The organism is Streptomyces sp. NPDC052016 (assembly GCF_044548445.1).
Classification (GTDB): domain Bacteria; phylum Actinomycetota; class Actinomycetes; order Streptomycetales; family Streptomycetaceae; genus Streptomyces.
The window spans coordinates 59,750-72,362 of the sequence record NZ_JBIUBX010000023.1 but is presented as its reverse complement, the minus strand read 5'-3'; the positions used below and the strand labels follow the sequence as shown (position 1 = coordinate 72,362).

General features: G+C 73.4%; 11 protein-coding genes. 4 read left to right on the top strand and 7 right to left on the bottom strand.

Annotated elements, in window-relative coordinates; genetic code table 11:
- Positions 1-29: 29 nt before the first annotated feature.
- From ACIHAR_RS26945 to ACIHAR_RS26935, 3 genes are all read right to left on the bottom strand, one after another.
- Positions 30-689, bottom strand: a complete 660-nt coding sequence (locus ACIHAR_RS26945) for a DUF5063 domain-containing protein (RefSeq protein ID WP_365467144.1) — start codon at positions 687-689, stop codon at positions 30-32.
- Positions 682-1,281 (bottom strand): recombination mediator RecR, encoded by a 600-nt coding sequence (recR, locus tag ACIHAR_RS26940; RefSeq protein ID WP_365467142.1) that lies wholly within the window; start codon positions 1,279-1,281, stop codon positions 682-684. Before recR ends, ACIHAR_RS26945 begins: the two co-directional genes overlap by 8 nt.
- Positions 1,282-1,405: 124 nt before the next feature.
- Positions 1,406-1,744, bottom strand: coding sequence for a YbaB/EbfC family nucleoid-associated protein (locus ACIHAR_RS26935; RefSeq protein ID WP_365467140.1), 339 nt, complete (start codon positions 1,742-1,744; stop codon positions 1,406-1,408).
- Positions 1,745-2,101: 357 nt separating this feature from the next.
- Between ACIHAR_RS26935 and ACIHAR_RS26930 the strand changes: the two genes are divergently transcribed.
- Positions 2,102-2,839, top strand: coding sequence for an SLATT domain-containing protein (locus ACIHAR_RS26930; protein ID WP_400022370.1), 738 nt, complete (start codon positions 2,102-2,104; stop codon positions 2,837-2,839).
- A gap of 28 nt (positions 2,840-2,867) precedes the next feature.
- On the opposite strand, the gene ACIHAR_RS26925 is transcribed toward ACIHAR_RS26930, so the two are convergent.
- The 4 genes from ACIHAR_RS26925 to ACIHAR_RS26910 form a co-directional block, all read right to left on the bottom strand.
- Entirely contained in the window at positions 2,868-4,421 is a 1,554-nt protein-coding gene (locus tag ACIHAR_RS26925; protein WP_400022317.1) for a substrate-binding domain-containing protein, read from the bottom strand.
- A 98-nt stretch (positions 4,422-4,519) separates the two neighbouring features.
- Entirely contained in the window at positions 4,520-6,313 is a 1,794-nt protein-coding gene (locus ACIHAR_RS26920; protein WP_365467134.1) for a serine/threonine-protein kinase, read from the bottom strand.
- A gap of 78 nt (positions 6,314-6,391) precedes the next feature.
- Positions 6,392-6,850, bottom strand: coding sequence for a MarR family transcriptional regulator (locus ACIHAR_RS26915; RefSeq protein ID WP_365467132.1), 459 nt, complete (start codon positions 6,848-6,850; stop codon positions 6,392-6,394).
- On the bottom strand, positions 6,847-7,461 hold the full coding sequence (locus ACIHAR_RS26910) for a type 1 glutamine amidotransferase family protein (protein ID WP_365467131.1): 615 nt from the start codon (positions 7,459-7,461) through the stop codon (positions 6,847-6,849). Before ACIHAR_RS26910 ends, ACIHAR_RS26915 begins: the two co-directional genes overlap by 4 nt.
- A gap of 170 nt (positions 7,462-7,631) precedes the next feature.
- Here ACIHAR_RS26910 and ACIHAR_RS26905 point away from each other — a divergent pair, with 170 nt between their 5' ends.
- From ACIHAR_RS26905 to ACIHAR_RS26895, 3 genes are all read left to right on the top strand, one after another.
- Positions 7,632-8,987 (top strand): aspartate aminotransferase family protein, encoded by a 1,356-nt coding sequence (locus ACIHAR_RS26905; protein ID WP_365467129.1) that lies wholly within the window; start codon positions 7,632-7,634, stop codon positions 8,985-8,987.
- A 448-nt stretch (positions 8,988-9,435) separates the two neighbouring features.
- Entirely contained in the window at positions 9,436-10,137 is a 702-nt protein-coding gene (locus tag ACIHAR_RS26900; protein WP_400022316.1) for a GntR family transcriptional regulator, read from the top strand.
- Complete coding sequence (locus tag ACIHAR_RS26895; protein WP_400022315.1) at positions 10,134-12,608, top strand: glycosyltransferase; 2,475 nt, start codon at positions 10,134-10,136, stop codon at positions 12,606-12,608. Before ACIHAR_RS26900 ends, ACIHAR_RS26895 begins: the two co-directional genes overlap by 4 nt.
- Positions 12,609-12,613 lie beyond the last annotated feature (5 nt).

Here is a 12,613-nt window from a genome sequence, read left to right as displayed (position 1 = left end):
CCGCGGGAACGGGTGCCGGGCGGCGGTGGTTACCGGGCCTGCCCCAGCCCCATCCGGCCCCCCATCTCCTCCGCCATCACCCTCCCGGCCTCGAACTCCAGGGTGTCGTCGCCCATGCCCTGGTCGGTGTCCAGGCCGTCCAGTTCCTCCAGCGGCTGGTTGAGGCGGACGTGGGCGAGGACGGAGTGGAGGGCGCGGAGGGTGGCCGAAGCCGTGGAGCCCCAGTTGGAGAAGTAGGAGAACTGCCACCACCACAGGGCCTCCGAGGTCCGGCCGGCGCGGTAGTGGGCCATGCCGTGGCGGAGGTCGGTGATGACGTCGGCGAGGTCGTCGGAGATGCGGGCCGGGACGGGCGCCTTGCGGGGCTCGTACGGGTCGAACACCTCCGAGTAGACGTCGACCGGGTCCAGGAGGCGGGCCAGGTTCTCGCGGAGTTCGTCGACGTCCGCGTCGGGGCCCGTGTCGGGCTCGTAGCGCTCGTCGGGGACGATGTCCGCGTGGGCGCCGAGACGGCCGCCGGCCAGCAGGAGCTGGGAGACCTCCAGGAGGAGGAAGGGGACCGCCGAGTCCGGCTCGTCGCCCTTGGCTACCTCCGTGACGGCCACCAGGAAGCTCTCGATCTGGTCCGCGATCTGGACCGCGAAGTCGTCCGGGTTCTGGTCGCTCGCGTGCAGCGTGGCGTCAGACATCTAGGAGTCGTCTCCCCTCGAAGGCGCGGCCGAGCGTGACCTCGTCCGCGTATTCCAGGTCGCCACCCACCGGGAGGCCGCTGGCCAGGCGGGTGACCTTCAGGCCCATGGGCTTGATCATGCGGGCGAGGTACGTGGCCGTCGCCTCACCTTCGAGATTCGGGTCCGTGGCGAGGATCAGTTCGGTGACCGTGCCGTCCGCCAGGCGGGCCAGCAGTTCTCGTATGCGGAGGTCGTCCGGCCCGACGCCCTCGATCGGGCTGATCGCTCCGCCCAGGACGTGGTAGCGGCCCCGGAACTCGCGGGTGCGCTCGATGGCGACCACGTCCTTGGGCTCCTCCACCACGCAGATCACCGACGGGTCGCGGCGGGTGTCCCGGCAGATGGCGCAGTGCTCCTCCTGCGCCACGTTGCCGCAGGTCGCGCAGAAGCGGACCTTCGCCTTGACCTCCATCAGGGCCTGTGCGAGGCGCCGCACGTCCGTCGGTTCCGCCTGGAGGATGTGGAAGGCGATCCGCTGCGCGCTCTTGGGACCGACGCCGGGCAGCCGCCCCAGCTCGTCGATGAGGTCCTGGACCACGCCTTCGTACAACGGACTGCCGTCCTTCCTGGGGTTCCCTGCAGTACGTACGGTAGATGGCCGCCACCCGTCCTAGGAAGGCGGTGCGGGCGTCGCGCGGGCGACGCACGTCAAAACGGCCGGGGCCGCCGGACGGTCAGAACGGCAGGCCGGGGAGGCCGCCGCCCAGGCCCTGCGCCAGCGGGCCCAGCTTCTGCTGCTGGAGGTTCTGCGCGTTCTCGTTCGCCGCGTGGACGGCCGCGACGATCAGGTCGGCGAGGGTCTCGGTGTCCTCCGGGTCCACCGCCTTCGGGTCGATCCTCAGTGCGCGCAGCTCGCCGGCGCCGGTCACCGTCGCCTGCACCAGGCCACCGCCCGCCTGGCCGTCGACCTCCGTGTTCGCCAGCTCCTCCTGTGCACGGGCCAGGTCCTGCTGCATCTTCTGGGCCTGCTGGAGCAGCTGCTGCATGTTGGGCTGGCCACCACCGGGAATCACGATCAGCTCCTCTTCCGGGCCTGAGGTCGGTACGGGATTTTCCCGCTCGGCACGAGCCTACGTGGTCTGTGCGGGTGTCGCCCCGGCACTCTTTCGAGTGAGTCTCGTGCCGCGCCTATACCTGATCAAGGCCCTCTTACGGGCGTAAAGGCGGTGAAACCTTCCTCTCCGCCACCCATTGGGAGGTAGGAAAGGTCCGGCGCGTCAGGCGTCGTCACATGTCACCCGGCGTGACCCGTGAGGTCACGCGTGACGTCCCAGGTGACAAGGGACGCGGCGGGGGACGTGACCTGGTCGGGTCGTCGGTCGGTGTCGGTTCGGGACAGTAGGGAGTGCCGGGTGGGTCAGCAGCCGGAGATGCAGCCCGAGGGTCCGCCTCAGGACGGGCGGGGCGAGGGCGCGGCCGGACTGCGGCCGGGCGATCTGACCGGGCGGGCCTTCCCGCTCGGGGACTGGGGTGAGCCCGCGGAGCGGCTCGACGAGCTCTACCGGTGGGTGGAGCGGGGGGCGCTGGAGACGGCGGCCTGGTATCTCGCCGAGCGGGTGTGGAAGCGGCGGGGTGCGCGGGCGCTGCGGGGCGGGGCGGCGGCCGGTGCGGTCGCCGGGGCCGCTCTGCCGCTGCTGGATCTCACCGGGGCGATGGGCGGAGCGGCTCCCTGGGGGTATCTGGCGTTGCTGCTCGCGGTGGCGTGCGTGGGCGTCGACCGGTTCTTCGGGGTGACGTCCGGGTGGATAAGGGACGTGGCGACCGCGCAGGCCGTACAGCGGCGGTTGCAGGTGCTGCAGTTCGACTGGGCGTCGGAGTGCGTGCGGGAGGTTCTGGGGCCGGCGGAGGGGACCGCGAGTGAGGCCGCCGAGCGGTGTCTGGGGGTGCTTCGGCGGTTCTCGGAGGACGTGACGGAGCTGGTGCGGGTGGAGACGGCGGACTGGATGGTCGAGTTCCGTACGGGGTCGGCGCCGATGGGGATCCAGGGGACGGTGGCCCCCGGCGGGGGGCGCGGGGAGGGCGCGGGCTCGTCCGGGCGGTTGCCGTTGCCGCCGGGGGCGGGGAGCCGGCCGAACATGCCCCGACAGCGGCCGCCGGAGCCGCGGTGACGTCCGGACGGCGGCGGCAGGGCCTGCTTCATCGCGAGCCGGGCGGACTGCTCTCCTGCGCGCACAGCCTCAGCCCCTCCGGCGTCCAGCACGGCAGATGGCCGTGGGTGCGGATGACGTCCTGGCCGGTGCCCCGGGTGAGGTAGGTGAGGAAGCTCGACGCCAGGGAGTCGGCCGGGGGCCGGCCGTAGGTGTAGGCGTACTCGATCTCGCGGTACGGGTAGTCGCTGGTGCCGTTCTCGATGGCGTCGACGGAGGGCGGGGCGCCGTCGAGGTTGAGCGGGTGGAGGCCCTTCGCGCGGTCGGCGACGTTGAGCTCGGTGTAGCCGATCGCGCCGGGGGTGGTGGCCACGGTGGCCAGGACCTGGTCCGTCGAGTCGAGTTCACAGCGGACCACGGAGGCCGTCGGGTCGTCCTTGTGGAGGCAGTCGACGGAGGAGTTGGCGATCTCGCCCCGGCCCAGGACGCGGCGCTGGAACACCTGCCGGGTCCCGGAGTTGGCGTCCCGGCTGACCAGGATCACCGGCAGGTCCGGGCCGCCGAGATCCCGCCAGTTGGAGACCTGCCCGAGGTAGAGGCGGCGCACGTCCGCCGTGGAGAGGTTCCTCAGCCGGACGTCGTCGTTGACGACCAGGGCGAACACCGACACCGCCACGCGGTTCTCCCGGAGTTCCTCCAGGCCGGACGGCTTGGGGCCGTCGGAGAGGGCCACCAGGGGCGGGGACCCCTCCTTCGCGCGGGCGCCCGCCGCGGTGAGTTCGCGGATGCCGGCCGTCGAGCCGTGCGGGTCCACGGTGAGGTGGGCGCCCTCGCAGTCGCTCTCGTACTTGCGGGCCACCTCACGGATCACCGGGGCGAACGCCGTCGAGCCGGTGAGGGTGAGGGTGCCGCGTTCGCAGCCGATGGGGGGCGGGGTGTCGTCGCGGACGACGACCATCGTCGCGAGGGTGATCACGCTGAGGGTCAGGAGGACGGAGATCAGGCGGGCCGCACGGCTGAACAGCGGCGGGGTGTCGTCGGGGGTGGCGCTGCGGTTGGGGTGGACCACGCCGTCGCGGATGCCGCCGTAGAGGCGTATGCCGTGGCCGACGTCGCCGCCCGACAGCAGGACCAGCAGCTTGAAGTGCTCGCGCGGGTTGAGCGGGACGCGCGGGATGCGCAGCGTGTTGTCCTCGTAGCCGAAGCCTCGGTCCGCGGTGAAGTGGTCCATCAGGTGGTCGGTGTCGGTCGGCTGGGTGACCGACACGCCGCGGATGGTGCGGTCCGTGAACACCGCGGTCAGACCGTGACGTTCCGGGCCGGTGTAGTCGTCGCGGGCGATGCCCTGCGAGCCGTCGTTCTCGATGCGGAGCAGGACGAGGGTGGCGTCCGCCATGCCGGGGGCCTCGTCGAACAGGCCGAGACGGCGGTTGGGGCGGCCGGATCTGACGTCGTCGCCGATCGGGTTGTCCATCTGGACGCGGTAGCCGATCCTCTTGCGGCGCGGCACCCTGCGCTCGTACCAGACCATGACGCCGGACGCGACGATGCCGAGGACGGCCGTCCCCACGGCCACGACGTTCTCAGCGTTCAGCCAGTCCACTGTGGGTGCCCCCGCCACTCCGCCGGCCGGATCGTGGGGTCACCGTACGTCCGTCCGGGGGGACATTCCGGATGCGTGGCCGGAAGTTCGGCGGACGTTCACCGGCGGGTGTAGGTGAGTTTCTCCCCGGTGGCCGGGTTGAGCCGTTGCAGCCTGCCGTCGGGGAGCAGGGTGACCTCGGTGGCGTCGCCCGGGGTGCAGGAGGAGAGGGGCTCACCGGTGGTGACGGTGGAGGGCCCTATCCGCAAGGGGCCCTGCGCGGAGGGGCGTTGGGCGAGCCGGGCGCTGAACTCGCAGTGGTAGCCGTCGCCGTCGGCGACGAGCGCGAGCACCGTGTCGCCCACCTCGCCCTGGGACAGGGTCAGCCGACGGCTGTTGGTGCCGGTGGCGTTGTCGATGGTCGTGGTCCAGGTGCCGAGGTAGGCCTCCGGGATCGTGCCGTCCGCCGCGGAGGGGGACGGCGAGGGCGACGGTTCCTCGGACTCGGTGGGGGTGGCGCTCCGCGTGCTGGGGGCGGCCGAGGTCGCGGTCGGGCCGGGGCGCGCGCCGGTGTCGGTGTCGCCGCCGTTCATCAGCGCGTACACCGAGCCGCCCGCCGCGAGCGCGACGACCACGGCGACCGCGAGGAGCAGCAGGGTCGAACGGCCGCTGCGGCGGGCCGGCTCCTCGGGCTCGTCCCCGAAGGGGGAGTACGGGGGGTACGGCGAGGTCGTGCCGGGGCCGCCGCCCGCGTACGGGTTGTACGGGACCGGCTGCGGGGGCGGCGGCTGCGGGTGGCCGTAGGCGGGGGAGGCCGGTTGCGGGTGCTGCTGCGGCCGGCCGTACGCCGGGTGGGCGGGGGCGGCGGGGCCGGCCACCGGGGGGACGCCCCCGACCCGTGTGGGGGTGTGGTCCGGGGAGGCGCCCTCGCCACGCGGGCCGGAGTGCTGCGGGGCGGCCTCGGGCGCGCGGGCCGGGGCCTCGCTCCCTTCCGGGTCCTCCGTCTCCAGCAGCCGTACCGCGTGCCGCCCGAGCTGGGCCACGAGGGTGCTCGGCAGCCACGGGTCCCGGGAACGCCCCTCGGCGACGGTCTCCTGCGCGCCGGTGCGCTCCAGGATCCACTCCAGTGACGGACGGGCGGCCGGGTCCTTGCGCAGGCAGGCGCGGACCAGGTCGGCGATGCCCTCGGGGAGGCCCGACAGGTCGGCTTCCTCCTCGGCGATGCGGAACATCAGCGCGTGCACCCCGCTGTCGGCGGAGCCGAAGGGGAGGGCGCCGGTGGCGGCGAAGGCGAGGACGGAGCCGAGGCAGAAGACGTCGCACGCGGGCGTGATGCGGTCCCCGCGAACCTGCTCGGGCGCCATGAAGCCGGGCGAGCCGATCACCGCGCCGGTCCGGGTGAGAACGCTGTCGCCGGGCAGCGTCTCCAGCGCCCGCGCGACGCCGAAGTCGATGACGCGGGGCCCTTCTATGGTGACCATCACGTTGGACGGCTTGAGGTCGCGGTGGACGATCCCGGCCGCGTGGATGTTGGTGAGCGCGTGGGCGAGCCCGGCGGCCAGGATGCGCACCGACCGCTCGGGCAGCGGGCCGTGGTCGTGGCTCACCACCTGCTGGAGGCTCGGTCCGGCGACGTAGCCGGTGGCGACCCACGGCACCGCGGCCTCGGTGTCGGCGTCGAGGACGGGCGCGGTCCAGAACCCGCCGACCCGCTGGGCGTTGCGCACCTCCTGCCGGAACCGCGCCCGGAACTCCTCGCGCGCGGCCAGCTCCGGCCGGACCAGCTTCACGGCGACGGTCCGCCCGCGGTCCGAGCGGGCGAGGTAGACCCGCCCCATCCCGCCGGACCCCAGCCGCGCGAGCAGCCGGTAGCCGCCGATGCGCTGCGGATCCCCCGCGCTCAGCTCCTCCATGGCCGCCCCACCTCTCCCCCACACATGTGATCGAGCCGAGAATAATCCGGCCGTTGAGGGAGTCGAGCGGCGTGGTGTCTACGGTTCCATAACGGGCGGTTCCAGCTCGTCCAGCACCTTCGACAGCCGTTCCAGGACCCGTACGGTCTCGGCGAGCTCCGCCTCCCCGTACGCCTGCGCCAGCCGGTCGGCGAAGGCCGCGTGCCCGGGGTCGATGCGGGAGATCGCGGCCCGCCCCTCGTCCGTGGGCGCCAGCAGCTTGGCGCGCCGGTGCGCCGGGTTGGGCCGGTACTCGGCGAGCCGCCGGTCGACCAGCAGGTCGGCGACGCGCTGCACGCTCTGCCGCGTGATGCCCATCGCGCGGGCGATGCCGGACACCGGCAGGGGCTCGGTCAGCACGGCGCCGAGCACCTGCCACCAGGCGGCGGTGAGCCCGGACGGCCTCGCCAGTTCCTCGGCCACGGCGAGGAACTGGCCGTTCAGCCGGAAGACCCCGAGCGCGCTGCGGCTGAGCAGGTCCTGACGCTCACGGCTCACCGCGCGTCCGCCTTCTCCAGGACGGCGTAGGCCTCGGCGTCCGAGTCGTGGAACAGCCGGTACCAGGCGTCCAGCACCTCCCCCTCGTACACGCCGAGCCGCTGGAGGATCTCCCGGGCGAAGGCGACGGGTTCGGTGGGACCGGCGGTGATCAGGTCGCCGTCGGTGACGGCGTCGGCGTCGACGTACCGGTCGCCGCCCGCGTATCCGGTGGCGGCGAGGTAGAAGGAGACGGCGCTGGTGTGGGCCCGGTCGTCGAGCAGGCCCTCGCGGGCGAGCCCGGCGGTGGCGCCGCAGATCGCGGCGACGGGGGTGCCGGCGTCCAGGAAGGCGCGAGCGGTGCGGGCGAAGGGCGCGAGATCGCCCGACGTGTCCCAGAGGTCCGCTCCCGGAAGGATCAGCAGGGCGGCGTCCTCGGGGCGGAGCTCGTCCAGTGCCAGGTCGGGCCGGATGCGCAGGCCGCCGATGCTGCGGACCTCGTCCGTGGTGGGGCCGACGGTGCGGATGTCGTAGCCGTTGCGTGCCAGGTAGGCCGTGGCGTACCCGGTCTCCCAGTCGGCGAGGGTGTCGTAGACGGCGAGGTACACGGGCTTGCGGGGGCTGGTGCTCATGGCTCCTCCTCGGGCCGCTGAAGCCTTATGACAGCATCCTGCCCTTTGGGCAGCATACTGTCAATACGACTCTCGTGCCGTCGACGCCCGACAACCTGTCGCGGAAACCCCCGGTCCACAGACAGGACGCCGATTCCGCTTCCGCATCGCGGACATTTACGCTCGCCCGCATGACCCCTCAGACCGATCCCCAGACCGGCGCCGCCGTGAAGGCCACGGACCGCGCGCACGTCTTCCACTCCTGGTCAGCGCAGGAGCTCATCGACCCGCTCGCCGTGGCCGGCGCCGAGGGGTCGTACTTCTGGGACTACGACGGCAAGCGGTACCTCGACCTCACCAGCGGGCTCGTCTACACGAACATCGGCTACCAGCACCCGAAGGTCGTCGCCGCGATCCAGGAGCAGGCCGCACACCTGACCACCTTCGCGCCCGCCTTCGCCGTCGAGGCCCGTTCCGAGGCGGCCCGGCTGATCGCCGAGCGCACCCCCGGCGACCTCGACAAGATCTTCTTCACCAACGGCGGCGCCGACGCCGTGGAGCACGCGGTGCGCATGGCGCGGCTGCACACCGGCCGGGCGAAGGTGCTGTCGGCCTACCGCTCGTACCACGGCGGCACGCAGCAGGCGGTCAACATCACCGGCGACCCGCGCCGCTGGGCCTCCGACTCCGCGGCCGCCGGGGTCGTGCACTTCTGGGCGCCCTTCCTCTACCGCTCCCGCTTCTACGCGGAGACCGAGGAGCAGGAGTGCGCACGGGCGCTCGAGCACCTCGAGACGACCATCGCCTTCGAGGGGCCCGGGACGATCGCCGCGATCATCCTGGAGACCATCCCGGGCACGGCGGGGATCATGGTGCCGCCGCCCGGCTACCTCGCCGGGGTCCGCGAGATCTGCGACACGTACGGGATCGTCTTCGTCCTGGACGAGGTCATGGCCGGCTTCGGCCGCACCGGCGAGTGGTTCGCGGCCGACCTGTCCGGTGTCGTACCGGACCTGATGACCTTCGCCAAGGGCGTGAACAGCGGATACGTGCCGCTGGGCGGTGTGGCCATCTCCGGGGCCATCGCGGAGACCTTCGCGAAGCGGCCCTACCCGGGCGGCCTGACCTACTCCGGGCACCCGCTGGCCTGCGCCGCCGCCGTGGCGACCATCAACGTCATGGCGGAGGAGGGCGTCGTCGAGAACGCCGGGAACCTCGGCGCGTCGGTCGTCGGACCGGGGCTGCGGGAGCTGGCGGAGCGCCACCCGAGCGTCGGCGAGGTGCGGGGCGTCGGCATGTTCTGGGCCCTCGAACTCGTCAAGAACCGCGAGACGCGCGAGCCGCTGGTGCCGTACAACGCGGCCGGCGAGGCGAACGCGCCGATGGCCGCCTTCGGCGCCGCCGCCAAGAAGGCCGGGGTGTGGCCGTTCGTCAACATGAACCGCACCCACTTCGTGCCGCCGTGCAACGTGAGCGAGTCCGAGGTGAAGGAGGGCCTGGCGGCGCTGGACGCGGCGCTGTCGGTGGCCGACGAGTACACCGAGTAGCAGGCGCGGGGGCGGTCCGTGGCCGCGGTGCCGTGTCCCGCGCGGTGCCGCCACACCGGGACGCCGCGGTGCCGGTGTGCCGCGCCCCGGGGACGCCGCGGTACCGCTGCCCGCTCCCACGACCCCGACATCCGGGGTCGCCGTGCCGCGCCTTCGGGCTGCCGGGGGGGCCGTCGTGCCGCCGTGCCGCGCCTTCGGGCTGCCGGGGGTGCCGCCGTGCCGCCGTGCCGCGACCCGCTGGCGCCACACGGTGCCGCCTTGCCGCGCCCCCGGAAGGCCACGGCGCCGCTGTTCCGCCGTGTCAGGACCCCGGAAGGCCGAGGTGGAGCTGCTCTGCCCGGACGCTACGCGTGTAGGGCCGTGATTTCCTCGAACGCGTAAGGTGGCGTGCCCGTACATAAGACGAGCACGCCACTTATTCGTCCGTGACGAGGGAGACGCCCCGACCATGCCCGGCAGCAGCGGCAACGGCGCCGTGACGCGCAGCACCCTGCGGCAGCAGATCGCCGACGCGCTTCGCGACGAGGTGCTGGCGGGCCGGCTCCAGCCCGGGCAGGAGTTCACGGTGAAGGAGATCGCCGACCAGTACGGCGTCTCCGCGACCCCGGTCCGCGAGGCCCTGGTGGATCTCTCCGCGCAGGGCCTCCTCGAGGCCGACCAGCACCGCGGCTTCCGCGTCCACGAGTACTCCGTCGCGGACTTCCGGGGCATGATCGAGGCGCGCAGCCTGATCACCGAGGGCATGTTCCTCGCCCTCGACGAAGGCCGTCAGGGCTTCCAGAACCTGGAGGAGCCGCGGATCGCCGCCGCCGTCGCGGGAGTGCGCCGACGCGGGGAGGAGGCGCAGCGGGCAGCGACCGCCGGTGACCTGACCGTCCTCATCGGCTACGACCTGCGTTTCTGGCGGGAGCTGAGCACGCTGTTCGGCAACCCCTACCTCGCGGACTTCCTGCACCGGCTGCGGGTGCAGTCCTGGGTCTGCCTGGTGCAGCATCTGCGCCGGCTGACCGACCTGCGCGGCCATCTGTGGTCCGGCCACACCGAACTCGTCGACGCCCTCTACCGGCGCGACACCGCCACCGCCCGCTCGATCCTCGCCGCGTACAACGCCCACTCGATCGCGCTGATCGAGCGGCTGGCGTCGGAGTGAGCCCGGCGGATCCGGGCAGGACCAGAACGGCGCGGACCCGGGAGGCGGTCGTCGGCCTCTCCGTCGTCATCCCCGCCTACAACGAGGAACGCCGCCTGGGCCGCACCCTCGACGCCGTCATCCGCCACCTGGAGGAGACCGGCTCCCGCTGGGGCGGCTGGGAGATCGTGGTCGCCGACGACGGCTCCACCGACGCCACCCGCGAGATCGTCACCCTGCGCCACGACCCCCGTCTGCGGCTGGTCACGAGCCCCGCGCACCGCGGCAAGGGCCACGCCCTGCGCCTCGGGGTCGCCGCCAGCCGCGGTCGGCGCGTCCTCGTCACCGACGCCGATCTCGCCGCGCCCGTGGGCGAGCTGGAACGGCTGGAGGAGGCGCTCGCCGAGGGGCACACGGCGGCCGTCGGATCGCGCGCGCTGAAGGGCTCGACGCTGGGCGACCCCCGGCACCGCATACGCGAACTCGTCGGCACGGCCGGCAACCTGCTCATCCGCGGGACGGCCGTGCGCGGGATACGCGACACCCAGTGCGGGTTCAAGCTGTTCGACGGCGACAGGGCCCGGGCCGCCTTCGCCGCGTCCCGGCTGGACGGCTGGGCCATCGACGTGGAGGTGCTGCGCCACTTCCAGCGGGCGGGCTGGCCGGTCGCCGAGGTGCCCGTGCACTGGTCGCACCAGCGCGGCTCGAAGGTGCGCCCGCTGGACTACCCGCGGTTCCTGCGCGACCTCGTCCGTATCCGTGTCCCGCTGCCGGGGCCCGCCGACGCCCTCGCCGCCGCCCTGTTCCTCGCCATGGCCGTCGCGCTGCACTCCGGCCGCTTCTTCGACCCGGCCCACCGCTACCTCACCGACTCCCTCCAGGACCAGAACCAGTGGGAGTGGTTCTTCGCGGTGACCGCCGACAACGTCGCCCACCTGCGCAACCCGCTCTTCAGCCACCTCCAGGGCGTCCCGGAGGGCGTGAACCTGATGGCGAACACGGCCATGCTGGGCCTGTCCGTCCCGTTCACGCCGGTCACGCTCCTCCTCGGCCCGGCGGTCGCCCTGAGCCTGGTGACGACGCTGGGCATGGCGGCCACCGCCGCCGCCTGGTACTGGCTGATCGTGCGCCGCCTCACGCCGCGGCGCGGGGCCGCCTTCGCGGGCGCCGCGCTGGCCGCCTTCGCGCCGCCCATGGTGAGCCACGCCAACGCCCACCCGAACTTCGTCGTCCTGTTCATGATCCCGCTGATCGCCGACCGGGCGCTGCGCCTGTGCACCGGCACGCGGACCACCCGGGACGCGGTGGTCCTGGGCCTGATGGCGGCCTACCAGCTCTTCCTGGGCGAGGAGGCCCTGCTGCTGGCGGCACTGGGCATGCTCCTGTTCGCCGCCGCCCACGCGGCCGCGCGCCCCCGGGTGGCCCGGGAGGCCGTACGGCCCCTCCTGCGCGGCCTGGCGGTCGCCGCGGCCGTCTGTCTCCCGCTCGTCGTCTACCCGCTGGCCTGGCAGTTCTCCGGCCCGCAGAGCTACACGCACATCGACCACGGTCCCGGCACCGCCAACACCGTGCCCGCCCTGCTCGCTTTCGCCGAACGCTCCCTCCTCGCCGGCGACGCCGACCGCGCGAACGCCCTCTCCCTCAACCCCACCGAACAGAACGCCTTCTACGGCTGGCCCCTGCTCCTCCTCGCCCTCGCGATCACCGTACGGCTGTGGCGGCGGCCGGCCGTCAGGGCGCTGGCGTTCACCGCGGCCGCGGCGGCCCTCCTCTCCCTGGGCCCGCGCGTCCATGTGCCGTTCGCGGACACTACCGTCCCCGGCCCCTGGGCCCTGTTCGCCGGTCTCCCGCTGTTCGAGTCGGTCATCGAGAGCCGGGTCGCGATGATCTGCGCCCCCGCCCTGGGGATGCTGCTCGCCCTCGCGATCGACCGACTGGCGGCGGCCCGCTCCCCCATCGCGCGGTACGCCGGACTGCTGGCCGTCTGGTTCGCGCTGCTCCCCCTCGTCCCGGCCCCGCTGAGGTCCGAGCCGCGCGCCGAGGCGCCCGCCTTCTTCACGGACGGCGCCTGGAAGGCGTACGTCCGCCCCGGCGAGTCCCTCGTGCCGGTGCCGCTGCCCGAGCCCGCCGCAGCCGAGGCCCTGCACTGGCAGACCTCCGCCGGCCTCGGCTTCCCGATGCCCGGCGGCTACTTCAACGGCCCGTACGGCGACGGCGACCGCAGCGGCGTCTACGGCGTCCCGCTGCGCTTCACGGCGAGCCTGCTGCGGGACGTGCGGGCCACGGGGGTGGCGCCGGTGATCGACGGCCGGGCACGGGCGGAGACGCGCACGGACCTCGCGCACTGGAGGGCGGGAGCGCTGGTCCTCGTCCCGCAGCCGCGGGACGGAGCGCTGCGCACGACCGTAGACGAGCTGGTGGGCCGTCCCGCGCGGTGGGTGGACGGCGTGTGGGTATGGGACCTGCACGAGGGGACGCACGAGAGGCGCTGAGGCAT